The following is a 25,958-nucleotide window of genomic DNA, read 5'->3' as shown; positions in this document are numbered from 1 at the left end:
CGGCTTGTGCTCGCAATAACATAATCGGTAAGCATACCGCCATAACTCCAGCCCGCTACAGCCAGTCTATTGGGATCAGCGATGCCTTGTTTTATGACATAATCTACCGCCGCCAAAACGTCTTTCACATCCAGATTACCCCAATCAGCATAAATAGCTTTAGCAAAATTGAATCCTCTTCCAGAGCTTCCCCTTGGATTAGGAGCTATAACGACATATCCCTGAGCGGCTAACCATTGCCATTCAAAATTAAATTCATGAGTAAATTGATCAACGGGACCACCATGTAAATTTAAAATCCCAGGATATAGCTTTCCAGGCTTATAATTTGCGGGCTTTAGCAATAACCCCTCTATTCGAGTACCATCAGAACTATCAAACTCAATGTCTTCAGTGGGTTCAAAACGCACTTCTTCTAAAAGTTTTTGATTATGATGTGTCAATTGTCTTAAACCATTTTTTTCAAGTGCAAACAATTCACTAGGATGTTGATCATCAGAAGAAACAACCACTATTCGTTGATGCGCTACCGAAAAATATTCATCAACACGAGCACCTTGAGTTAGCCTTTGTACCTTACCAGTATGTACATCAACTGTGCTAAGATGAATATTTCTGCTTGTTTCCATTAATACATAAATAATTTTACCATCCTCGGACCATTGTGGTTCTGTAAACCAATGATCTCTAGGCCCCACAACTCGTTCCTGGCCATTAGAAACATCAACTATAGCTAATTGAGTAGGTGCGTAGTCATAATACATTGCTTGAGCATTAGCGCTGCGTATATAGGCTATTTGGGAATTATCCGAACTCCATGAAGGAACAGACTCCCATTCTTGATCCAGATCTGTTCCAGGAAAATGAGTGAGTTGTACGGCTTTACTTCCCAAAGATGGTGTTATCAAATAGATATCTGAATTGAAATTTCTATCGGGATCTTTTTCTCTTTTAGTGACGAAAGCAATATACTTACCATCAGTAGACCAAGCTGGAGCCCATTCATCATAAGGCCCAGAAGTTAACGGTTCTGCTTGTTTCTTTTGGATTGATATACGATACAGGTGGCTTCTATCTGAACCTAAATAACCTTCTTCATCTTTTTTAAATATATATCGGGTAATAACCAATGGTTCATTTTCTGATTGGTTTTCATCTTTTGCTTTACTCGCAATAAATACAATATTTTTAGAGTCGGGAGCCCAAACAAAATCACTAATGTCATAGTGCGTATTGGTTAACCGAATCACTTTTCCCCTTCGTTTGGAGAATAATTTCAAGATTGACGTTTTATCGTCACCACTTTCAGATAAAAAAGCAATCCATTGACCATCAGGGCTCCATTTAGGAGAGTAATTGCTGTTTTTCCTACTGTGTGTTAGTTGTTTCGTTATGCTACCGTCATAGGATACAAGCCAAATATTTTTAATTCCTTCTGTCTTAACCTTACCCTCCTCTACACTATAAACCACCCAATCTCCATTTTTTGAGAGATCTGGCTCACTGACCGTTCTAATTCGCAAAAAATCATTCAAAAAAGGAGCTCTTTGAGCAAAAACAATCTCTTCGCAAAAAGATAAAGAAATAAATAATAGAATAACCCGTGTATAGAAATTGTATTTCTTCATATTGATTAGGTTATTTTAATTTTGAGGTAGATAATAATTAGTGTAGCTACCCTCTTGAAAAATACAAATTGAGACTGTTCCTGTTTTATGTGAATACGCATCTTTACTTTGAGAAATTTCTTACACGAATTTGAGAGAATATAGGGATGACAATTTAGGGCAGTTTGTTATGATTACAACAACGAGGAATGACAATGGATGTCTTAAAAGGAATTGATAGCATTATGGATGATGCTCTGCCACATGGATGTGGTTACTCTCCTCGTTAACCATCCGTAAAAGTTTTCTTCTTCACAATTTTTTCCTCATGAATAATTAATTTGTTGATATTTAAGTAAAAATTAAATAAGCTTTTATGTCCTATTTCTTTTATAAAAATCACATAACCATGTTCACTTTAAGAAAAATAATTTTCTTCTTTTTATGCTTCTTTTTAAATACCGTTTCCTACAGTCAATCCATAGAAAATGAAAAGCAAATCTTGGTTAGTTATGCTCCTATAGGAAAACTCTCCACAGAAGTAGCACAAATCGCATTAAATAAAATGCCTCCTCTTGATGCACTTGAAGCAAATTACGATGTGTCTCTTTATAAAATTAACTATAAAACTCCGGCACCAGATGGCCACATCACTATTGCCTCTGGCTTAGTTGCTGTGCCTTCAACGATAGCTAAGGCAGGAATTGTCAGCTATCAACATGGGACTCGTTTTAATCGCGAAGAAGTTCCTTCTAGAATGAATGAAAAGGATTACATTTATCCGGCTTTGTTTGCCAGTCACGGTGGTTATCTGACTGTTATGCCTGATTATCTTGGCCTGGGTGATAATGAATTAGCATTACATCCGTATGTACAGTATGAAACACTAGCCAGCAGTAGTGTAGATATGCTTTTAGCTGCTAAAGAGTTTGCAGAAAAAATAAATTTTGAAACCAATGATCAGCTTTATATTGCTGGTTATTCAGAAGGAGGATTCTCTTCTTTAGTCATGTTTGAGTTACTCGCAACACAAGACTCAAAACATCCCGTTACCGCTGTTGCCTTAGGTTCAGCCCCCTACGACTGGGAGGAAACCATGCAATTTATTATGCTCAATCCTGGGCCAAGAGCAACTGCATATTTAGCTTATTTTTTCTATTCGCTACAAACTTACAAAAATTATTGGACTGATTTAAATCAAATATTTATCAGTCCTTATAATGCCATCATTCCTGAATTATTTGATGGATTGCATTCCACTAATGAGATACTTAATGCTTTACCTCCAAATCCAGCATTAATTTTTCAATCAGAATTTTTTTATGCCATCTTAAATCATACTGAAAACAATTCAGAGAAACTGAAGCACTATTTTAATCATTATGATTTTACTCCAACAGCACCTTTATTACTTGTTGGCACAAAAGGAGATAAAGATGTGCCTTATTCTGGAGCCGAAATAGCCTATAACCAATTGATACAACATAATAGTGAGGTCTTTATTAAATCTGTCAGTGACCAACTCGATCATATAGAAGCCCTACCTTATGTCTTATCTGAAATGATCAAGTTTTTTAAACAATACCCAAATCAGGGAGCACTATAAATTGTTACTCGTATAGAATACATAAAAGAATTCTTTAAATTAATTGAACGTCATATTATTATTTCCGCAATAAAGCTGCTCTACAATACAATTTATATGAGCAGCTCATTTCACCTGATTCTAGGATTCTATTATGAAAAAAATACTCTTTTCTTCTGTTCTGCTTGTCACCGTAAGTTTGTTAACAGGGTGCTGGACCGTACAAAAAGGACAAAAATCAGGAATTATTGTTAAGGTTGCAAAAGAAGGTAAATTTTGGGGAACCTATGAAGGGGAAATGATCTTAGGTGGTCTAGAAAATGCCACTGGCGCAAGCGGCCGTGCTTTTCATTTTACGCTAGGCCAATTCAACACCGATTTAGTAAAACAAGCTGATTTTGCCATGGAAAATAATAAACATGTAATTATTAGCTATCATTGTGATGCCTACACCCTTCCCTGGAGTGGCGAGACAAAATGTTTTGTTAGTAAAATTGATATATTATCTGAAAAATAGATTACTGTTCATTAAAGTATCATTTTATTTTATAAATAACTTTTAATCTGATCATAAATCGATGTTTGTATCCCAATTTGGACAAACCCCTTAAATATATGCATTGGGATACCCATAACCTGAGAAAAAGTATGATAAATTGAATTACTGTTAATTGTAGATGACCAAGGAATGCTAAATCCACCTGGAGGATAATCAAGATCTAAATTATTTATTACTTCTACTGCTGTTCTTATTCGCAACCAGTGCTGTATGCAATCTTTATTTGTGCATACGGTGTGATAGGCATGAATAGGTAGTTCAAAAGAGCCTAATTGTAATCCATGTAGATTCGCAAAATTGGCATCATAAGTGATGCAATGAGCTTTTAAACTATGCCCTCGGCTGTAGCCAATAGGCACTATTTTACCGGTCTTCCTCGAAGTGGCAAGTCCGTGCAATTGAGCCACTACCTTCTTACTTCCAACTTCTCTTAAAATCCAAAAATCGTGTACAAAACGATTAATAAGAAAAAAAGGGATCCGGAACATAGCTGCTTGAATACAATATTCTGGCATATAAGATTCCTAACTACGTGAGCTCGACATAAAAGGCATAGAAATGTCTTTTATGTCGTTAAAAGAATATTATCCCGTAAAATGAGTAGCATTTATACAGAATCCTGTCCCAAATAAAAACGGTTCTATATAAAAAATAACTTTATTTTATATCACTAATATCTTTTAAGCTTTATCACTTTAGCATAGCTTGCTGCAACAAAATGAAACAGAATATCACGTCTCTAACCTTGAGATAGCTGTATCTTCAAAAAGAAAAACGCCACGGATTTACTTAGGCAACCGTTGCTCAATACGATAGAGGTTAAAAAAGTGTCGTATAATTTTAATACATGGAAGTAATAAAGGAGTTTAAAATGGGATACCGTGATGGATTAAAATTCCAATTTACTAAAATGGATGCACTACAAGCCTTAAGTCAACCTGTTTCAACCTTACTAGGAGTATCGAATCAAACAGAACAAACCTTGAATAAGTTAGGCATTAAAACAATTTACGATTTAGCAACCTGCCCTCTATTCTTGATTTCCCAAGAGATTGCTTCGGCAGCAAACGGAGAAGGTCATTCAATTATTGCTCGCTCAGGTCGAATTTCATCAAGCATTATTGATCCAGATTCACCCCTGACCCCCGATGCTTTAGTAGGAGCTGATATTGTTGTTTTTAGAGATATAAGTACTGCTATTGCTAATGAAATCAAAAATAACCTGCAAATTGACACAATCGGTGATTTGGGGCGCTGGCCCCCTTTTTGCGCCTCTCAAGTAATATTAGATGTAGGAATTCCAGAATTAAACCAAGATGGAGAAGAAAAAGGGAGTGAATTGGTTCCCAGACTAGGGGAGTATCCGACGGAGCGACATTATTATCGTTCGGTAGTTATTGATCAGGTTAGCGCCCAAGAAACAACGGATTTAAATACTGCAGGCCCCATTGACATTGCGCCCACTGTCTCTTCTGATTTTGGTTTTAAAGTACCCGCTGTTGGAGCAATGCTAACCTTTGCCCAATCTTGGTTTGCACAAGGAGTCACCTTAGGCAATTTATTGCATAGTGTTGCACTAGCCCCCGGTGAAAGTACTCGTATTGCGGTGATGGATTGGTCTCGACAAGTTAAAGCTTCGGAACAAGAAACAATCACTGAAGCAGAAAATTTAACGAATACTACCACCCATAATCGTGCAATTAGTGAAGTACAAAATGCGGTTGCCTCAGAAGTTCAAACGGGATTTTCTAAAACCAGCGGCAGTTCCACTACTTCTGCCGGTGGTGGCGGTTTAGGATTAAGTTTAGGGCCATTAACCTTAGGTGGAAGTGGATCTTCCGCGACATCGAGCTCTAATGCTGAAAGCTTTTCAACTTCATCAGGAACTCGTAACCTTGCTGCCACTATGAATCAGCGTGTTACTGATGCAACGCAGCAGGCAGCATCTTCAGTACGAGATCGCCGCGCATCCGTAGTCAAAGAGGTTTCAGAAGAAGAGCACCAATCTGTATCTACTCGAATTATTGCCAACTACAATCATATGCATGCTTTAACAATCCAATATTATGAAGTGATTGAAATTTATCGGGTCAATGTTCAATTACAACAAGTAGAGCGCTGTCTTTTTGTGCCCATGAAATTACTCCAATTTAACCATGCAACAATTAAACGTTATCAAGGAGTACTTGCCAATGCAGCGATTAGTCAACGTGCAAGAGAATTATTAAGCAGAGAATTCGGCTCTGTAATGATTCAACCTACCTTGCCTCTTCGACCAATACGCTCCATATTTGATAATGTAGCCGCAATCGACAGAATAAGCAGTGTTTCTATGCGCATGTCTGCCATAACAAACAACCCAGCGGACAGCGCAAATACACCGTCTGCAGAAGCCGAGCCCACAACGTCACCAACAACACCTCAGGCAAGTGGACCTTATTGGATCAATGATGAATTAATCAGAGCCTCACGCATCACTTTAGGAAGCATAACAAAACCAAGTACGAACAATGTATCATTACCGGGTGAAACCGAATTTTACGGAGTTTCACTGGATTTGACGGCACAAAATCGTTCATCCATTTCCATTACTGCAGTAAATATAGACTTACAATCTGGAAATATAGTTAAATTAACCAGCATTAGTCCAATCAATTGGATCGCTAGTGAAGCAATTCCCATTCAAGAGATTGCTGCAATCAGGATTACTTCCGCAAATACAAGCTACTTAACAGGGAGGTTAACGTTGCAGCTCAGTTACAACAGCGCTAAATTTCCTATTAGCTTACCTGTTGAAATTAGTCCTAATGCAGTAGAAATGCAACTCTGTCGCTTTTTGGTCAACCAAAGTGACGAAACTGAATTAGAAATGCACCTGGAGCAAAATCGACTGTATTATAGCCAAGCAATTTGGCGCGCCCTAGACCCGTCACAAATTGCTCTTCTTTTATCCTCATATACCTTTGAAGGTAAACCCATAGGAGATTTAATTGATCCCAATCCGGTCATGGTCGCAAGCAATTATTTAGTATTTCGCATGCCAAGCTTTATTGAAGCAGTGGGAATTGAAACTAATACTTCAGATACTGAAGATGAAGCCCATAAAAATTGGCGTGGGTGGTTAAAAGATCGTGGTTTAATCTTAGGTACAGACACAGCAATAGAACAACTGATCCCCATTCCAACTGGCGGGGTTTTTGCTGAAGCAGTACTGGGTCGCTCTAACTGCGCAGAACTACTTGATGCCACTCGTTTTTGGAATTGGCAAGATTCGCCTATACCACTACAGCCACCCGAAATTGCAGCAATTCAGATGGAGTCTCGTTCTCAACCCGTTGATGTTACCCCTGGCCAGCTAGGGTCCCCGGTGTTGAATATTATGAATCCTACAGCCCTGCCTGATCCAACGGGAGTGGGAGCTATATTAAATGCTGTTCAAAACGGTAGCATGTTTCGTGACATGGCAGGTCTTGCATCTACTGCAGCCTTAGCACAAGCATTAGGCTCTAATTCAACTACAGCAGGTGTTGAGGCCGGTAAACAAGCCGCAGCTAATTTAGCTGTTGCGGCTCAAAAAGATATTGAAGAAAAGAAAATCGCTGCACAACTAGCCTTGGCGGCAATGGGTTTACCTACAGCAAATGCGGGCTCTACTAAAAACATTTCTGAAGGTGGTGCTTTATTGAATACTGCCAAGGAAATGGATAAGCAATCACCAAGAACAGCTCCCTCCTCCACATCTTCTAGTCTAGGAAATGATGGATCTACTATAGATGGATCTGGGGATAGTAGCTCCGGAACGAGTGATCCAATTATGCCTGGGGTACCCGATGATGTGCGTAATCTCTTTGGCGGCACTAGTCGAGCAGATGAAGTACTGTCAAAAATGAACTGGGGAAGTTTAGGACAATCAGGCGCTTCAATTATTCCTGCCAGTTATGAAGATAAAGGGGGTGGAAGCGGCGGCGGCTCAACTACAAGTGGGGCGGTCATTAGTTATGAACTCGCCTGTTATGCCAACTTTCCAAAACCATGGGCCACTGAAGCAGATGAAGTCCAAGGTTTAGCGAATAATAAATGGCTTCCATCAGCTGAAGATTTCGACAGTATCAGTCCTGCGGCTACTAGTGCCAATAATCAAGCAACTAAACCTTTTGGCCAAGTCATTATCTCTCTGGAAGATTTAATTAATACAGTGAATTATTTTGCCCCAAAAGTAGCTGGATTTGGAACATCTTCTGCATCAAGAGTACTCAGGCTTAATCTGTTTTTATACGCTCAAAGTGGAAACGTGGGATTTCAAGGAACGTTAACCACTAATGGAAAGTGGGACGCTGTACTTGGCAATGATGTAAAATCAGCTGGATTGGATTCAGCACTCATCACCGCTATCAGCAAAAAAGCTGCCACTAAAGCGTTACTCACCAAACTCAAAACAGCCTGGGTTCCAGCTACTGAAATCTGGTTATATACCTGTTCCGATGTTGTCAGCGATGCATTTGGAAAAAAATTGGCAAAATTACTCGGAGCCAAGATTCGAGCCTTTGATGAACCATTTTGGGTATTACCTGCTTATGATACCACACAACAAAAAATCTTATCACGGAATGAGTTTGGCATTGGTGCTGATTTTGCTGCAGCCGCAGCCACTCGAACGAAAGATTTACATAGTTTGGACACCTTATCAAATCGGACGTTTAAACCATAATCATTAATGCAGGCTTATCCTAAGATGCTTGCCATTCAATGAATCTCCGCCTATATACCTAGGCGGAGATTCATATTTTTCTAGCCTCCATCCTGGTAAATGAATTCATCAGCATCCAAAATGACCATGTCTTAACTCAAGGACAATACTCCTAATAAATTAAACTTGCAGTAACATTATTTTAATATGCAGGAAACGGAACCATTATCTAATTGCAATTGATTGCCCCCTAAATCTGTCATATATTGCCCTATGTAAACCCGGTCATGTTGGTTGAATTGCGCTGAAATAAAAATTCTCGGGCGATCACGCTCATCTTGGTCCATAGCGACTAGAAGTAAATTGCTCTCTCTCATACTAAATCGCGTCACATTAACGGGATAAGCAAAATCAACTTTAGGAAAATCACCCATTTTACTAGGGACGATAAAAGAGAGAGGGTCTTCGATACCTTTCATATGACATATAACAGATTTTTGCGACGCCTGAGCCACTGCACAACCAGTGAGAGCTAATATCAATGAAAAAATGGTATATTTCATAAGACAGATCCTTATCCTATATTTTTTCAAAAGAATAACTGAGTCTGAAAAAATTAACCATTAATTAAATCCTATCAAGAGCATAGAAAGACAGTTTTAGTTATACTATTAAAATAAGGACTACTTATGGAATAAATAAGGAATAAAGAGATGATCAAAGGTTCTGAACTCCTAATTGCAGCCCTTGAAAATGAGGGTGTAGAATATATTTTTGGGATTCCTGGAGAAGAAAATCTTGATGTTGTCGAAGCACTTCGCAATTCGTCCATCAAACTCGTGTTAACTCGACACGAACAAGCAGCAGCATTTATGGCAGCAACCTACGGGAGATTAACAGGAAAACCTGGCGTCTGTATCACAACTCTTGGTCCTGGCGCACTTAATCTTACTACTGGAGCCGCTTATGCCCTGCTTGGTGGAATGCCAATGATCATGATTACCGGGCAAAAGGGGGTTTTATCCTCGCATCAGGCACGTTTTCAGATGGTGAATACTGTAGCAACAATGCAACCACTCACCAAAATGTCGCGTCAAATTGTTTCGCCTTCTATAATCCCTACCCTAGTACGAGAAGCGTTTCACCTCGCACAAGAAGAAAGTCCAGGTCCAGTTCATTTAGAACTTCCTGAAGACATTGCCGCTGAGAAAAGTAAAAAAATTCCTCTCATTCCACCTCATCCCATTGAATACCCCATTGCGAGCGAGCAAGCCTTAAATCGTGCCGCAGAAATGATTATGCGAGCTAAGCGCCCTTTAGTCATGCTCGGTGCAGTGGCTTCACGACCAAGAGCAACTAATGCTCTTGCCGAATTTATCGTGCGTACCAAACTCCCCTATTTCACGACGCAAATGGGTAAAGGGACTGTTTCTGGAGCAACAGAATTATACATGGGCACCGCAGCACTCTCAGCACGAGATTATGTGCATGAAGCAATAGAAAAAGCGGATCTCATTATTACGATTGGGCACAGTACCGTAGAAAAACCTCCTTTTATCATGGAACAATCAAACCTTAAAGTGATCCATGTAGGCTATCAAACGGCGACTGTGGAACAAGTTTATTTTCCGCAAGCAGAAGTTATTGGTGATATGGGACCCTCTTTAAAATTACTTGCAGATAAAATAGAAGGAAAAATTCCTCATGCAAATGCGCTTCTTCCTTTACGAGAGGGTATTTTGAGCAAAATTGCTGCCCGATCTACTGAAAATCGATTTACCCCCCAACGACTGGTGCATGATGTCCGACAGGTAATGCCTCATGATGGAATTCTTGCACTAGACAATGGCATGTACAAAATCTGGTTTGCTCGAAATTATCGAACTCAAATGGCCAATACCATTTTACTCGATAATGCGCTTGCGACAATGGGAGCTGGTCTTCCTTCGGCAATTATGGCTTCTCTATTATATCCTAATCGTCGTGTGATGGCTGTTTGTGGGGACGGTGGTTTTATGATGAACAGTCAAGAATTAGAAACTGCGGTGCGGCTTAAATTAAACTTAGTGATACTCATTATAGAAGATAACGCATTTGGTATGATCCGCTGGAAACAAGCTATTGATCATTTCCCAGATTTTGGTATGACGTTTAGCAATCCTGATTTAATCAAATATGCTGAATCTTATGGAGCGCGCGGTACAAGAGTCGAAACTATTGAAAGTTTTCAATCTATTCTAGAAAATGCGTTCACAACTGGAGGAGTTCATCTTATTGTTTTTCCAATTGATTATTCAGAAAATAAACGTGTTCTTGTAGATGAGCTACAACAACGATTACCACCAGCTAAATAGGAATATGACGCTCAAAACAATCGAAATAAAACTATACTGTCTTTTGCTGGATTAAGTCAATCTGGTTATAACATTGGGGGATAGCCCCCAACAAGGAAAGATATGTCGTAAAAAAATGATTATTCTAAAATGAAATTGACTACAAATACTCGCCCGTTTATCGGCTAAGTCAACGATACCTGAGGCAAAATACTTTAATATTGTCCTCAGGTATACTCTGAATAGATTTTTCCAGTTTATTGGTTAGCTCCAGTACTAGTACTGTTATCAACACCGGTTCCAGTGCTAGTATTGTTATCAACACCAGCCCCAGTACTAGTACCGTTATCAACACCGGTTCCAGTGCTAGTATTGTTATCAACACCGGTTCCAGTGCTAGTATTGTTATCAACACCAGTTCCAGTGCTAGTATTGTTATCAACACCGGTTCCAGTACTAGTATTGTTATCAACACCAGTTCCAGTGCTAGTACTGTTATCAACACCAGTTCCAGTGCTAGTACTGTTATCAACACCAGTTCCACTATTCACACCGGTTCCAGGCCCAGAGCCATTATTCATGCCAGTCCCAGCACTGTTTCCAGAACTACCACCTACTCCGCTGCCACCACCCGTGGCACCTGCGCCTCCAGCACCACCTACTGCATTTGATGTTGAAAAAATAAATAATGTTAATAAAGCTAATAATATCCTTTTCATAATTATCTCCTTATAACAAATTAGAATTATCAAAGCTTATTTAAATTAGAACAAAAGAAATAGCTTATGGAAAATAAGATATGAGAGCGTTTTTACTTGTCTCATTTTTTATTTTAGAACCATTTGCGTAAAATTTGATTAATTATTTTATATATTATTCAATTTAATAATTATAAGAAATGACAAATTCATAATAATCAAATAGATAAGATAATCGCATAAACGCTAGAAAATATAAAAATTTATTACCCGGGCTTAAAACTCTTAAAAAATGATGATTGAAATAAGTTATCTATTTCCTCAAAGTTGCAATTTGAGGCATAAGATTGGACCATTAATTTGCATGTCACCAACTTATCCCAATCGGCTAATTTTTCTAATGCTTATATTATCCAAAAATTAAGGTCATATAAGTAACAAAATAATTAAAATAATAAGAAGTAAACCCACTCCACCACTTGGATAATATCCCCATTCTCTGCTATAGGGCCATCTAGGAAGTAAGCCGATTAAAAGTAAAATTAATATAATAAGTAAAATTAAGTGCATCATTAAACTCCTTTTTAAGAGGATACTAAGCTCAAAATAAATATCCTATTTATATTATAGAGTTTGGTGACAATCTATTCGGCTCCCTACATCTCGAGCTTATGCGAAAGGCCGAACAGTGAATCTATTTGAACTAATATTAGGCTCTTGAAAAAACTGGATGTCGTGCATAATGCGACATTTAGAAGATTAGAGCCAATTATCAACAGACTCTAGCTTTTTATTTCTATTAATCTTAGACACCTTTAAAAATATTAAAGTACATAAATCATGGTTTGTAAAGATTGGGGCATTTTTATAAGAAAACAAATATATATTAATAGGGAAAAAAATTTGAAAATCAATGCGATTTTACCTAATATTTTCTTAATAATTCAACAGTATACTTGCGCTAAAATAAAAGCCTTGGAGAACATGTATGTCAGCAACTAAATCATTAACTCATTTTTATGGTTCTTTCTTTTTTAAATGTGGAGAAGTAGCCATATATCCTTATTTATTGACAATGGACGCATTCATTGATTCTAAACCCAAAGCAGAAGATCTTATTTTAGGGATCGGTGTATGTCTCTTTTTATCGACAGTTGTTCCGATTCTACCGGCAATTACCTCAATCACATTTACAATTGCTTCATTTGGTATAAGCCTTGCGCTTGCCTCAATGTTTGTCACCTACCCTATTGCCATATTATCCGATGCACTAGACTCTACTCATGAAGATCATTGTATGGCAATTTAAGAGTGCTCATACAATAATCTACTCATTCAAAGTTCTAAATCGCTTAAAGAGCGGTACCCTCTGCAAAAGCAGAGGGTCCAAGTTAAGGCAAAGCAAAGTGCCAATTCAACGCCCTAGATAAACCTTCCAACATAATTTCACCTCGTATACTATTTCCTTTAGCATTAACTTTTGGACTTAATACCACAATGCCGGCTTTTCCAGGAACAACAGCAATCGTATAGCCAGACACCCCACTTTTAGCCGGCATCCCTGTTTTAACCATATGAGTACCGGTTTCATCATATAAGCCACAAGTTGCCATAATTGCTAAAGCAATCTTACACGTTTCAGCAGAAATAATTTGTTCGCCACTATCAAAATCTACTCCTCCATTTGCGAGCAAAGTAGGTAAGAAAAGCATTTGTTCTAATTTTGCTTCATAGGAGCATAGAGTAAAATACAAATCTAATGTTTCCTGAATATCAGCACCAAGATTATTTCGGCTCTTCAAAATATACGCAAGCGCGCGATTACGATCCCCCGTTCGTTTTTCTGAAGCAAAAACCAAAGGATTAATACTGAGGCGTTGATTAAATAATTTTCGCACCCAATTCTCTAACCATCGAAATTGTTGCTCGCCATTGCCAGGAATGTGGGAACATAAAGTGATGGCCCCAGCATTCAACATAGGATTTGATGGTTTAGGACCGAATTGTTCTAAGCGAGTAATTGAAGCGAAGTCATCGCCAGATGGCTCAACCTTAACCCATTTAAACAGTTGCTCCTCGCCATATTCTTCAAGAAGTCCTATCAATGGGATCATTTTGGCGGTACTTTGCAACGTTACTGGATGAAGCGTGCTATTACTATAAGAAACAAACGCCTTACCTATAGGTTGCACAGCAATTGCTGTCAATTCTTGATTCACGTTAGCCAGTTCCGGAATGTAATCCGCAGTTTTACCTTCCTGATTTAATGCAGCAATACGAACTAGATCTTCTAATAAACTGAGTGTAAGTAATTTTGGGGCCATAAAACTCTTAAAACAAAAAAGTAATTCATTATGCTAAATTTAGCATATGAAACAAATAAATTTGCAGGGTGCTTGATTTTATTTTGATAAAAGACACTTATCAAGAGTCAACTAATGCCGCGATAAAAGCGCGGCATGTAGTCAGAATCGATCCAAACAAATCTGAGGTCTTTGCTCTAAATGAAATAGTTAATCGCAAAAACTCCAGATACAAATTTAGAGGAGTTTGGTCCTGTTACAGAAAACCATACTCCGCCAATAACACCTAAGTTTGAGGTAAAATTATATTCGAGAGCAGGAGCAAATGAAACTTGCTCATTAGAGCCTCCTCCTACACCTGCCGTTGCAGTACCTCCAGGAGTGAATCCAGGATTCCCATCAAATTGACTTTCTGGGCTATGCGCATACAACACTTCAAAAACGGGTACCCAATTTTGCGTTAATGTATATTCAATAGCAAAATCAGCAGAATAAGCATTTTTAAGCCTTACTCTACCTTGAGTCTTACTTCCGCCACCAAAGACATTGGGTCCATGAATAATAACATCGCTGAACTTTACTCCAACCAAACTCAACCGTGTACGTAAATAATGTTCGTTTTTTAACTGCATCAATTTTTGGAAATTAAACCCAAAAAGTGTTTGAAAAGCACCTAAACCTGTCTGATCGGTCCCCAGCTTCTTAGGATCTAAATTTTCGTAACGTCCCGTGGGGAAAACTTCTTGTACCACAAAACGCAGATCAGGAAGCCAAGAGTTTTCTTGTTGTCGTAAAACCTGCATTCCTAAAGCCACACTGTAATCACCGATGCCATTCCCATGCTCTCCATTAACCCAACTGTAATCATAAGGGATAGAGGTTTGTAAATCTAAAAAGCTAGCGATTCCCACACTAATAATTGGAACCCCCTCAATATTTCTATATCCTTTAGGATAGCCAGTAAAAAAACCATAAGGCTCAATATTAACATGTCCCGCGGGTATTGTTTTGCCTGCTGGCGCGAGCAAAGGTCCGGTAAACCATGGACTTGCAAACGCTATATTCACCACGGATAATAAAAATATGAGTCTTATAAAGTACATAGTGGGTTGATCTCAATAAAAGTTAGAATTTATAGGGTTTGTTGACACCGCTTTGATCCTGGTCAAATTGTCAACAGCCCCCCTTAGTTTTTCCTAATTAAAAAAGTTTATTTTCAACGTATTTATAAATGTTCAGCAGAGATTTTAATAGACGTAAATCATTTTTTCTGTACTGTCAACAGCTTTTAATTATCCATTAATTGACACTCATCAAATAGCTCCTATTTTTTACAATTAAGCAATATTTCATGTTGATAGGCGCTATTTTTAACTTCATGTAAATAGGCTATCACATTTTCAAACTCCTCTTGATTAAAAGAAAAACAAAAATAATTTGAAACTTTGCTTGCCAAATCATAAAACAGTTCACACATTTTGAATAATGAAGTCCACATATTTTTAAAATCTGCATCAACATAGGTTTGTAAAAATGCTTGCCATACTTTAGGTTCAAGATAGTTTTCAATGTATTTTCCATAAGCACCTACCGTTTTATTAAAACTGGTTTCGGTTCCTACATACCAAATTAACATCCGAATGAGCTCTTCTTTTACGACCTGCTCTGAAACATGTTTTGTGTAAGTGATCTGTTTTCTCCAAAGTCCCTTAGCTACATAAGTGCTTACCCATAAAAACTCATTACAACAATTAAAAAAATCCTTTGCTGTAGGCGGTTTTGGTAAATAATCATGATCTGAGGGTGGATCAAAAGACTCAATTAACTGATCTTTATCAAGTAATAAAATACTTTGACTATCTCGCGGCATGGTCGTGAGTTGATTGATATGCAATAAAGTGAGATCTATTCTATTCCAATCTTTAAATTGCATTAAATAAACATATTTGTCTTTAGATTTAGGCCAGTTCCCATCCATTTCATCAGGCATTTGCATGATGAGTAGCTCACCAAATTGATTCACCCAGTTTTTATCATCAACAAATGGCACCACATCTGTGACTAAATATACGATATCATAATCTTGAAAAATATCTTTTTTTGCAGACGGGCTTGCTCTTGAGCCGTTCATAATCACGGCTCTAATTCTTTCATCACTTTTTGCTACTTGGACAATAAGATTAAGCATTGTTTTTTCATTACGTCTATTTTTCATAGTCATTGAATCATATCTTTGCTTGTTAAGAGGAAGTGTCTTAAAGAGGCGTTTCTATGACCTACTATTCTAACTTATTCTAAAAAACTAATCTGCTCATCCGCAAAATATTTGCCTACTCTCAGCAAAAAAATTCGAAGCCAGACTAACTATCAATTGTTAACGCACTCTATTCCATTTATAACAACAAGAAGCTCAGATTTATGCAATTGAAGCTTATCTGGCTATGTTGTATTCTGAACCCAAGAACATAATTGTTTTTAATAAACTATTTTCTCTTAGAATTAGAGAAGTAATTGTGAATGACATTCGTTTTTGAACAGGGAATATCAATGACTGCAATTAAATTATTTAAAAGAATTACTCTAGTTATATGCTTTTTAGGGGCAACATTATTTCTTAGCTCTTGTACAAAGACAACAAATTCTAACCCCCAAAATGTGAGTACTGGAGAAGAATATGGCACCAGCGACTATGGATGGCGCTAATTTCTAAGCAAAATCGTTGAGGCCTAAATTGAGAAATAAATATTTAAGCAAAACGAATGAGAAATATCTTAAAGCGACTTGTCGTGCTATAGAAAAAATTGCTCAACCTCTCTTTGAGTCTTTTGACCTAACTTTTTTTTCGTATCGCTTATCTGTAGGTGATAAATTCGTGCTACTCACCAATAATTACCCATGGCTGAAAAATTGCATTGATAAAAATTATGTCAATTATCTTCCCGTAATGCAGCCTGAACATGATTTTATCCTTTGGGATGGTCTGCCCAAAGACAGCCCTTTGATGACGATTTTGAAAGATGCTCGAGAAAATTTTAATATCGCTCATGGTGTGACCATTATCAAAAGCTCTGATTCAAAAGAAGAGCACTTTAACTTTGCTGCCATGAGTTACAACGATGAAATTAATAACTTCTACATACAGCATCAAGAGATTTTAGAGCGCTTTATTCTTTATTTTAAAGACAAGGCTAAAAAAATTATTGAGGGAGCGTTGGACCATGCCATTTCTTTACGTGATTTAGGCATGATAAAAAATGCACTGAAGCAACAAGAATTTTATCGTGAAATTGATTATTTTATAGAAAATACGCAAATTAAGTCTATTTCAATTAATGTAGAAGGAAAACACCTTGATCTGAATTATACCTTAGCGCATACAGGATATTATTTACTTCAAGGTTTGAGTTATAAGCAAATCGCCAAAGCATGTTATGTGTCTATCAAAGCCGTTGAAAAGCGATTGGAAAAACTAAAAGACATCACGCATACTAGCAATAAAAAAGAACTCATTGAGTTTTTAAAAAGATCCGATATTAAAAAGATCCTTGATCTTGCTTTACTCAAAAGGTCTCGCCACAAACAAAAACTCGGGTGGATAAAACTTTTTAAACAATAATCAAAATTTGGTACTTCCATGTTAAAGAAAGAGATGAATTAGGGACTGTTGACAATTCGTCGTCCAAAACGCAACGTCCCGCGGGACGTCGGGAACTGAATGGCTGCCCTAAGTTTTTGTTTAAATTAAGCTTCAAACAAATCTTTTTAAGATACATTAGAGTTTCTGTCTTTATCGTCTGATAAAGAGAATTTACAAAGAATGAGTCTGATGAAAATTTCTCAATAACCAGTTTTCATGTTACCGAACAGAGACATTGTTAACATAAAAATACCCTCCAAAAATATCCTAGCGGGGTGAAAGGGCCGGCAATGAGGCCCCTTCGTTTATACCCTCACAGTCATTGCTGTCCCCAGCTGTGCCGTGTGTTTAAATATAGCGCATTTTTGAATCGGTTTTCACATTGGGTGATAATTTGTTCGCTTAATGCAGAAGACGCACCTCTTAAAAACCATGTAGTGCAGAATTGATTGTGACGGCTACTGTTTTTTCGATATATTTATACGATAGTGTACTTTTTATTTACAAAAATTTAAGCCAAATACCTCTAGATTTTGCACCTACTTATTAGTTTTGCTTAATATGGGCAAAACCGATAGATCTGGTGGCCGTACGGGAGAAATTGCCTTTCTGGATTGATTATTTGGAAGCAATGTTATTGCTGTAATCAAACCTATAATGGTCATAAAAAATAGATAATATGAGGGGGCTGTAGGACTAATATTGTTTATAAGTAAGGTAACAATTAGCGGGGTAGTCCCACCAAATAAGGCATTTCCTAAATTGTATGAAAAAGCTATGCCGCTGTAACGTATATTTTCAGGGCAATTTTCAATAATTGCTGTCATGGTATTACCTTGGTCTAAGGAGCTAAGAAGGGTTGCTATACCTAGAGCTAAAGAAGTCATTAATAATGATTTAAACTGCAATAAATAAAAACAAGGGAAAATTAATAACATAATAGCTAAGCTTGTGATTATTATCATTTTTTTTCGACTAAAATAATCTCCAAAAACTCCTCCAAAGGGGACGATAAATAACATGGTAATTAATATGATAGTTTGAAAAGTTAACGCTGTTTTGAAGGGGAAACCCATGTAATGTTCTAAATAGGTGGAGATATAACCAACAAAAAAATAATAAAATGTGGCGCTCATACAAGTAAGCCCCAAAATTTTAATGAGCAGGTAAGGGGCATATCTCATAGCTGTTATAAAGGGTCTATTTTCAATAAGATGATTTGTTTTTAAATATGAGTACACCTTGGTTTCAGATAATTGAAAACGATAATATGTAAGTAATGAACCGAATATACCTACTACAAGAAAAGGTAATCGCCAGGCCCAAGTATTGATAGTTTCTACAGAAAAAAATAAATTAAGTAATATTAATGTTAATGTTGCAAATAAAAACCCTAAATTTGCTCCACTTGCTGCAAAACTAGTGATAAATCCCCGATGTTTAGGTGAAGCTGATTCAGCCAGATAAATCATTATACCGCTGTATTCACCACCTATGGATAATCCTTGAATTAATCGCAGTAAAATAAATAGGGTCGGAGCTAATAATCCTATTTCATCATAAGATGGAATAATGCCAACAAAGAAGGTGGATAATGTAATAATGAGTATTGAAATTCTTAATGTTTTTGCCCGGCCGCGAGTATCTCCAAAATAACCAAAAAAAATACCGCCAATAGGACGACAAAGAAAGCCAATTGCAAATACCATTAAAGCGTCAATAGTTGAAGTGCTTGCTGATTCTTGAGGAAAAAATTTTGCCCCAATGATTGGGGCCATAAAAATAAATAACCCAAAATCAAACCATTCTATAATGTTACCCATGCTTGAAATGAGTATTGCTTTATTTTTCAATTAAATTGCCAAAATTTCGTTAATATGAAGTGCTTACTGTAATGAGAAGCAAACCTCGTATGCTTTGTAACAGATTTTATCTAACTCGTTATAATCATATTAAAGAAAAAGACGTGTAAATCAAGAAAAGTATTTTTTGCTCTCATTTGTAGAGCAAACTGTCCAATTTTCAACTCCTTACGATACCATCTTGGTCAAAGGAATGTAATTACATTCTAATCTCAAAACCAAAGAGAAGGTCCTTAGATAGGTTGCTATGGTGAGTCTTGGATTCAATATATAAGTCTGATTACTTCGAAAAGTAGACTTTAAGTAGAAATGATCTGATTCTATTCAAAAATTAAAATGCAACTGTAAAACAGTTAATTGTGTATGAGCTAGAACAATTTTTGCACTAATGATGAATGTAATGAAAAAATTTATATAAATAGGGATGAAGTTATTAATTCTATTGTATCCATTTATGACGATTATAGATCACCTCATGAATTTGCATATTGTACAGAATGCAGTACTAACAACTCAATTGGCTATTTAGATGATCACCTGGTTTGCGCAAGTTGCTTATCAGTTTTTGATGGGATTTATCAATGTGAAAAGTGTGGGCATTGCTCAAGCAATTTTAACGAGAACTCATGTATTTATGGCTGTGAAAATTGTGAATAAATATAGTTTATTCCCTTCCATACCAATCCTTTTTTAAAATGTGTAATTAAATTATAGTTATTTTTATTGCACAAATCATGCATATTGACCAATAAAAGGCCATTGGAGTTAAAACATAAGAATCATAATCTATCAGGTGACTGGCAAGGATACCGAGAATGTCATATAACTCCTGATTGGTTGCTGATATATAAAATTGTTAAAAATGAAAGCGTGCAGTTATTAAGACTGTCTCGGACTGGATCCCATTCAGATTTGTTTAAATAATTTTATTGAATGCAAATAAAAAATATCAGATTATGCAAGAAGGGGGAAGGGTATCCTTGGGTGAGTTTGAAGACACCTCTGGTTTTAGATTTCCTGAAGTATCCTCTTGCTGCTGTGTTCTATCTAATTTAACATCCCTACTGACTCTTGCTTCTCTAAATGTTTTATCTAACATAGCATGCTTTAAACTTTCTAAAGTTGCAGATCCCGGTTTAAAATACATCCCTATATTTTGACGTATATCGGATGGAAGTTTTTTTAAAACTCCTGCGGCTTGCTTGTAATCCTGTTGATCTAAATACTCTTCGAGCATGGACATATTCTCCCATTGCTCTTTGCTAAGAGCTTGCCATCTCATACCAATTTCAGAGTCACTGTCATAAGCATCAAATATTGGTTTAGATACATTGCTTAAAGTAGATTGGTAGGCCAAATTAACCAAATGATCGGGAGTATCCATAGTAAATTTTGCCAAAGCATGTTCAATCTGCTCCTGTGTAGCCCCCTCATTTCGTAACTCACCCTTAGTTTTTTCATGAATTCGGGCAAGTTTCTCTTCTTTAGAAACAGACATTTTCTTATCTTTGGCCAATAGTTGCTGTATCATTTGAGCTTGATTAGAAACTCCAGTTGCTAATAATAGTCTTTCATTTTTTGAAGCTTTAATTTGTTCCTCGGCTTTTTTGCGTGCAGAAGGCGAATCAGCGCCTAGCGGTTTTGTCCTTCTTTGCAGCCTCTCTTGTTCCATTTGCTTGTTGATTAACTGTTCGCCAGCAGTGATTGCTGCCGTGATCTGCTTCGCTTTTTTTCCGTCAGATACTCCTTTTGCACCAAGTCCAGTAGCGATTAAAGCAGTAACTCCAGCAGCAATGCCTAAAGGAGGCAAGAAGACTATTGCTAGAGCAATTAGCGCTACAGTTGCAACAGCGGCAACCACAGAAGATATTTTAAATCCGGTACTTCGTTTACTTTTTGAAGCAACCATTGCCCCTGTCGCAGCTTTAAAATCATTAAGTGCTTGTCGCTTTAAAGAAGAATTTGAATTAGAGTCCAGAGCTTGACTCGTTGCTTTGAGTAATGGCTCAATATTTTTATTCGGATTTTGATTAAGTCCATTTATTAATTTAGCCTGCATCACATAAGGACTAGTATATATTACATAGGTAAATTCTCCTTCACTATTTTTAGCTCCTTCCAGGTATGGAAATTCCTTTGCAAGTTCATTAATGATGTTATTTTTGGATTTAATCGTTACTCGAGACACATTATAAATATTTTTCTCAAGTGACATTGAGTCCATCGCAATGTTCAATCTAGAAATTTTTTCATGGAATCCATCTAGATAATAATTTTTAGGAAAAATACATTCTTGAAAAGTATCACTTACCAAAGCTTCAGCAACCGTTACGTCACGCCGTTTGGCAATACGGCCTGTTTGCTCATCGATAATTTGTGATTCCAATCGAACCATCTGCCCGTCTCTAAATGTAAATCCACCATCCGTACAATCATATTCTTCACGTGAATTATAATTGTTATTCCCTGTGCCATTATGATGAAATCCATCATCAAGAGGTGGAAGACGGCGATTAAAATCACCACAAAAGAAATGATTTTTAGAGTTTTGTAAGGTTTCAATTACAGCGGGCTCACCCTCTTTAGCAGTATCTGCATGAGGGATATGACCATTGGAGATAGTAATAGTTTCACCTTGATAGATAAAATTTGTTGAACTAATTATATTTTTAGGATTTTCTTCAACTTGCTCATCCGCTAAAGTAAGCTTGCTCATATCCCATAAAGTTGCAATATTTTTACCATCACCCGAAAACTTAACCCCCCAGCCGTCACCTAATTCTTTTTTCAATTTATTAGCAAAATCCTCAGTAGTTTCCTGTAATAAAAGAATTGGCTTACCCGACATGGCTTGATTCTTTAACGTTTTAATGAGTCTTTGCTCGCGCTCAGCATGCATACGACCCATTATTTCCTTGGCATCATTACTTTGTGATTCGTTTGCTTCATTAAAGCGATTCAGATTATATTTTGTTTCAACAACCCCCTTCCATAAACTGCTTTGCACCGTATTATCTTTATCACGAATGTTATTAACCATTAAGGGACCGGTTAATGCTACATTGTAAGTCACTAAATCAAGTGAATTGCCTTTTTCAGTAATACAACTAATTAGTTGCGGTTTATGATCGGAATATACTTCATCCCAAGTCAACACCTGTGGATAGGCGAGAAAATCTTTAAGCCTTAAATCTGCCCTATTTTTGGGATGAACATAAAAAGGTAATAAATTTGGTGCTGCACTCGTCTCTGCGGGGATCTTAAAGTCATGATTTTTAAAAACCTCTAAGATAGACGTTACACGATCATCTTTTTGAGCTTTCGACAGTTGGATCAGCCATTTTTCTTGTTCCATTAATAAATTAAGTTCGGATCGTTGAACCTCATTTTTTGATAGTTCATTCAATATACGATTAAATAAAGCAAGATTATTGAGCTGGGGATTTGATAAATAATTATCAAGAGCATCTCTGAGATCTTTAATTGTAGCCATACAACATAAAACTTATTTTAATGGGGATGCTAAAAATTATAGCACTTGTTATTAAAAAACTAGGCTTTTTGATAAATTCTCTATACTTATCAGTTCTAATTATCCTGGAAAAAGAATAGAATTCATAAAAATAATCGTATTTTTTCCAGGATAATACACATTAGTTAAGGAACAATATGGCATGGGTTTATTTATTTCTGGCAGGACTTTTAGAAGTAGTATGGGCAGTAAAATTAAAAGATACTGAAGGTTTTTCAAAGCTTTACCCTTCACTCATAACCATTTTTGCCATGGTATTAAGTTTTGCATTCCTTGCTCAATCTTTAAAAACATTACCGATTGGAACTGCGTATGCAATTTGGACAGGTATAGGAGCAGTTGGTGCAGTTATTTATGGCATTTATTTTCTTGGAGAACCCGCTACATTAATACGAATCAGCTGCATTGCTTTAATCATTATTGCCATAGTTGGATTGAAATTATCTCATCATGCATGATAGTTGAACACTCTTTGCGTAAATTCACACTGCCAATGGCATTTACTGAGATCCTAACAAGTTGCCTCATTTTTTTATTGACCACTCCCGAAAATGAATAAAAATAGGATGTATTTAAGGATAGTAACCTACAACACGCGCTAAGCATAATGCAGAGAAATCTATATCATTTTGACTAGGTCATAGTAGCAATATTAACAATACGTTTAATAAAATACCTGACTCTTGACAATAACCTATGTGATTGAGAATAATTGGTAAGAATCAATAAGATATAATTTTAAGCATCTTAAAGATAATAGGGACGTTTCAGAGGTAATCAATTTAATATATGAAAATTTTAATTACTGGTGGTGCAGGGTTTATTGGTTCGGCAATGGTACGCTATCTTATTGAGAACACAACAGATACAGTAATCAATGTAGATAAACTCACCTATGCTGGAAATTTAGAATCACTTAATAACATTATCAACAATCCACGTCATATTTTTCAACAAGTCGACATTCGCTCTCATGATCAAATAAATCATATTTTTTCCGCATTTCAGCCTGATGCAATCATGCACTTAGCAGCAGAAAGTCATGTGGATCGATCGATTGATGGGCCTGCTGAATTTATTCAAACGAATATAATTGGGACTTATAACTTACTTGAAGTGGCCCGGGTTTATTGGCAATCATTGCCAATAAATCGACGTGAATCATTTCGCTTTCATCACATCTCTACAGATGAGGTTTTTGGTGATTTAGATAATACCAAAGAGCTCTTCACGGAGACCACTCCTTATGCGCCAAGTTCTCCTTATTCAGCAAGTAAAGCAAGCTCCGATCATTTAGTAAGAGCATGGTACAGAACTTATGGATTACCCACAATAATCACGAATTGCTCTAATAATTATGGCCCATACCAATATCCTGAAAAGTTAATTCCAGTCATCATTCTCAATGCCCTTGCCGGAAAAAACTTACCTGTCTACGGCAATGGAACTCAGATTCGAGATTGGTTGTATGTTAACGATCATGTTCATGCCCTTTACATGGTCTTAAAAAATGGCATTATCGGTTCCACCTATAATATTGGCGGACATAATGAGAAACAAAATATTGAAGTAGTCCATACAATTTGTGAATTATTAGAAGAATTAGTGCCGCAAAAACCGCCATACATTTCTTCGTATAAAAACTTAATTACGCATATTAAAGACCGGCCAGGCCACGATTGTCGTTATGCAATTGATGCAACAAAAATTCAACGAGAATTAGGATGGAAACCCCAAGAAACCTTTGAGTCAGGAATGAGGAAAACCGTAGCTTGGTATCTCGATCATCAAAATTGGTGCCAAGCTATTTTAAACAAACTACAACAAAAACAATCCAAAGTTATTGAAAAGGAATTATCAGCATGAAAGGAATTGTGCTCGCAGGAGGCTCCGGAACACGTCTTTATCCTATAACCCAAGGCATTTCAAAGCAACTGCTCCCTATTTATGATAAGCCCATGGTTTATTATCCTTTATCCGTTTTAATGTTAGCGGGTATTCGTGAAATCTTGGTAATTACTACTCCAGAAGATTATCCCGCCTATCAACGACTCTTAGGAAATGGGGAACAGTTTGGCATACAGTTACAATATGCATTACAACCAAGACCCGATGGTTTAGCCCAAGCATTTATTATTGGCCAAGAGTTTATAGGTCAAGATAATGTATGTTTGGTACTTGGTGATAATATATTTTATGGCCATGGCTTTACCAAACAGTTACGGGAAGCGGCTGCCCGCCAAACAGGTGCTACCGTTTTTGGTTATCCAGTAAAGGATCCTGAGCGTTTTGGCGTCGTAGAGTTTGATGCTCAAATGAGGGCTATCTCTATTGAGGAAAAACCTAAAAATCCCAAATCACACTATGCCGTGACTGGACTTTATTTTTACGACAACCAAGTAGTAGATATTGCCAAACAAGTAAGACCATCCTATCGAGGCGAATTAGAAATATCGTGTATTAATCAGTTCTACCTTGAATGCGGCAATCTCCAAGTAGAATTGCTTGGACGTGGATTTGCCTGGCTTGATACAGGAACCCATGAAAGTCTTTTAGAAGCGAGTTCTTTTGTCCAAACTATTGAACATCGTCAGGGATTAAAAATTGCTTGTTTAGAGGAAATTGCTTACAAAAACAGTTGGATCAGTAAAGAAATGCTTGCAGAAATTGGTAGAAAGCTCTGTAAAAATAGTTATGGGACTTATTTACTTCAGCTGGCGGATCAAAATGATAAAAGGCAAATTAAATTTGATGTGGAACAATTAGTGATGTGAAAAGATTATTAGTCTATTAACCTACATAAAATCCTCACGTATATGAACTTCCATCACCTTCCGCGAAAGCGGGAGGTCTAACATCTAAGAACCTCGTCACCTTCCGCGAAAGCAGGAGGCTAATATCTAAGAACCTCATTACCTTCCGCGAAAGCGGGAAGCTAATATCTAAGAACCTCATCACCTTCCACGAAAGCGGGAAGCTAATATCTAAGAACCTCGTCACCTTCCGCGAAAGCGGGAGGCTATATCTAAGAACCTCGTTACCCTCCGCGAAAGCAGGAGGCTATATCTAAGAACCTCGTCACCTTCCGCGAAAGCGGGAGGTCTACCATCTAGAACCTCGTTACCTTCTGCGAAAGCGGATGGTCTAACATCTAA

At 37.1% G+C, this 25,958-nt stretch carries 20 protein-coding genes; 10 read left to right on the top strand and 10 right to left on the bottom strand.

Going from position 1 to position 25,958, the window contains the following annotated elements:
• The coding region (locus tag Lsan_RS05880; protein ID WP_237762053.1) for a S9 family peptidase at window positions 1–1,535 on the bottom strand (1,535 nt) is incomplete at its 3' end.
• 481 nt (window positions 1,536–2,016) lie between these two features.
• Between Lsan_RS05880 and Lsan_RS05875 the strand changes: the two genes are divergently transcribed.
• Both Lsan_RS05875 and Lsan_RS05870 read left to right on the top strand, forming a co-directional pair.
• The gene (locus Lsan_RS05875; RefSeq protein WP_058513568.1) at window positions 2,017–3,213 is read left to right on the top strand and encodes an alpha/beta hydrolase family protein; all 1,197 of its coding nucleotides are present in this window, start codon (window positions 2,017–2,019) and stop codon (window positions 3,211–3,213) included.
• 133 nt (window positions 3,214–3,346) lie between these two features.
• Window positions 3,347–3,709: a hypothetical protein gene (locus Lsan_RS05870; protein WP_058513567.1), complete on the top strand. Its 363-nt coding sequence runs from the start codon at window positions 3,347–3,349 to the stop codon at window positions 3,707–3,709.
• Between the two features lie 29 nt (window positions 3,710–3,738).
• Here Lsan_RS05870 and Lsan_RS05865 read toward each other — a convergent pair whose 3' ends face one another.
• Window positions 3,739–4,266, bottom strand: coding sequence for a hypothetical protein (locus tag Lsan_RS05865; protein WP_058513566.1), 528 nt, complete (start codon window positions 4,264–4,266; stop codon window positions 3,739–3,741).
• A gap of 356 nt (window positions 4,267–4,622) precedes the next feature.
• Between Lsan_RS05865 and Lsan_RS05860 the strand changes: the two genes are divergently transcribed.
• Window positions 4,623–8,459, top strand: coding sequence for a hypothetical protein (locus Lsan_RS05860; RefSeq protein WP_058513565.1), 3,837 nt, complete (start codon window positions 4,623–4,625; stop codon window positions 8,457–8,459).
• Window positions 8,460–8,635: 176 nt separating this feature from the next.
• On the opposite strand, the gene Lsan_RS05855 is transcribed toward Lsan_RS05860, so the two are convergent.
• Entirely contained in the window at window positions 8,636–9,001 is a 366-nt protein-coding gene (locus tag Lsan_RS05855; protein WP_058513564.1) for a hypothetical protein, read from the bottom strand.
• 150 nt (window positions 9,002–9,151) lie between these two features.
• On the opposite strand from Lsan_RS05855, the gene Lsan_RS05850 reads away from it, so the two are divergent.
• Entirely contained in the window at window positions 9,152–10,792 is a 1,641-nt protein-coding gene (locus tag Lsan_RS05850; RefSeq protein ID WP_058513563.1) for an acetolactate synthase large subunit, read from the top strand.
• A 236-nt stretch (window positions 10,793–11,028) separates the two neighbouring features.
• Here Lsan_RS05850 and Lsan_RS05845 read toward each other — a convergent pair whose 3' ends face one another.
• Window positions 11,029–11,490: a hypothetical protein gene (locus Lsan_RS05845; protein ID WP_058513562.1), complete on the bottom strand. Its 462-nt coding sequence runs from the start codon at window positions 11,488–11,490 to the stop codon at window positions 11,029–11,031.
• 405 nt (window positions 11,491–11,895) lie between these two features.
• Window positions 11,896–12,042 (bottom strand): DUF3309 family protein, encoded by a 147-nt coding sequence (locus tag Lsan_RS21450; protein ID WP_272947135.1) that lies wholly within the window; start codon window positions 12,040–12,042, stop codon window positions 11,896–11,898.
• 415 nt (window positions 12,043–12,457) lie between these two features.
• Between Lsan_RS21450 and Lsan_RS05840 the strand changes: the two genes are divergently transcribed.
• A complete protein-coding gene (locus tag Lsan_RS05840) occupies window positions 12,458–12,778 on the top strand; it encodes a hypothetical protein (protein WP_058513561.1) in 321 nt (106 codons plus the stop codon).
• An 82-nt stretch (window positions 12,779–12,860) separates the two neighbouring features.
• Here the strand turns inward: Lsan_RS05840 and glsA are convergent, their stop codons facing one another.
• From glsA to Lsan_RS05825, 3 genes are all read right to left on the bottom strand, one after another.
• Window positions 12,861–13,793, bottom strand: a complete 933-nt coding sequence (glsA, locus tag Lsan_RS05835) for a glutaminase A (protein WP_058513560.1) — start codon at window positions 13,791–13,793, stop codon at window positions 12,861–12,863.
• Between the two features lie 176 nt (window positions 13,794–13,969).
• Window positions 13,970–14,875, bottom strand: a complete 906-nt coding sequence (locus Lsan_RS05830; protein WP_058513559.1) for a hypothetical protein — start codon at window positions 14,873–14,875, stop codon at window positions 13,970–13,972.
• Window positions 14,876–15,096: 221 nt separating this feature from the next.
• Window positions 15,097–15,987 carry an aminoglycoside 6-adenylyltransferase gene (locus Lsan_RS05825; RefSeq protein ID WP_058513698.1) on the bottom strand — a complete coding sequence of 297 codons (891 nt, stop codon included), beginning with the start codon at window positions 15,985–15,987 and terminating at the stop codon, window positions 15,097–15,099.
• A gap of 516 nt (window positions 15,988–16,503) precedes the next feature.
• Here Lsan_RS05825 and Lsan_RS05820 point away from each other — a divergent pair.
• Complete coding sequence (locus tag Lsan_RS05820) at window positions 16,504–17,388, top strand: helix-turn-helix transcriptional regulator (RefSeq protein ID WP_058513558.1); 885 nt, start codon at window positions 16,504–16,506, stop codon at window positions 17,386–17,388.
• A gap of 560 nt (window positions 17,389–17,948) precedes the next feature.
• Here Lsan_RS05820 and Lsan_RS05815 read toward each other — a convergent pair.
• On the bottom strand, window positions 17,949–19,262 hold the full coding sequence (locus Lsan_RS05815; protein ID WP_133134210.1) for an MFS transporter: 1,314 nt from the start codon (window positions 19,260–19,262) through the stop codon (window positions 17,949–17,951).
• A 732-nt stretch (window positions 19,263–19,994) separates the two neighbouring features.
• Between Lsan_RS05815 and Lsan_RS21445 the strand changes: the two genes are divergently transcribed.
• Entirely contained in the window at window positions 19,995–20,195 is a 201-nt protein-coding gene (locus Lsan_RS21445) for a type II toxin-antitoxin system mRNA interferase toxin, RelE/StbE family (protein ID WP_083505092.1), read from the top strand.
• 25 nt (window positions 20,196–20,220) lie between these two features.
• On the opposite strand, the gene Lsan_RS05810 is transcribed toward Lsan_RS21445, so the two are convergent.
• The gene (locus Lsan_RS05810) at window positions 20,221–22,764 is read right to left on the bottom strand and encodes an exonuclease/endonuclease/phosphatase family protein (protein ID WP_058513556.1); all 2,544 of its coding nucleotides are present in this window, start codon (window positions 22,762–22,764) and stop codon (window positions 20,221–20,223) included.
• A gap of 176 nt (window positions 22,765–22,940) precedes the next feature.
• Between Lsan_RS05810 and sugE the strand changes: the two genes are divergently transcribed.
• The 3 genes from sugE (at window position 22,941) to rfbA (ending at window position 25,577) form a co-directional block, all read left to right on the top strand.
• Window positions 22,941–23,261 (top strand): quaternary ammonium compound efflux SMR transporter SugE, encoded by a 321-nt coding sequence (gene sugE / locus Lsan_RS05805; protein ID WP_058513555.1) that lies wholly within the window; start codon window positions 22,941–22,943, stop codon window positions 23,259–23,261.
• A 331-nt stretch (window positions 23,262–23,592) separates the two neighbouring features.
• Entirely contained in the window at window positions 23,593–24,669 is a 1,077-nt protein-coding gene (rfbB, locus tag Lsan_RS05800; protein ID WP_058513554.1) for a dTDP-glucose 4,6-dehydratase, read from the top strand.
• Window positions 24,666–25,577 (top strand): glucose-1-phosphate thymidylyltransferase RfbA, encoded by a 912-nt coding sequence (gene rfbA / locus Lsan_RS05795; protein ID WP_058513553.1) that lies wholly within the window; start codon window positions 24,666–24,668, stop codon window positions 25,575–25,577. Before rfbB ends, rfbA begins: the two co-directional genes overlap by 4 nt.
• The last annotated feature ends 381 nt before the right edge of the window (window positions 25,578–25,958 follow it).

Source organism: Legionella santicrucis, assembly GCF_001468135.1.
GTDB lineage: Bacteria > Pseudomonadota > Gammaproteobacteria > Legionellales > Legionellaceae > Legionella > Legionella santicrucis.
The sequence above is the reverse complement of the archived record's forward strand: the minus strand, read 5'-3'. Positions and strand labels throughout refer to the sequence as shown.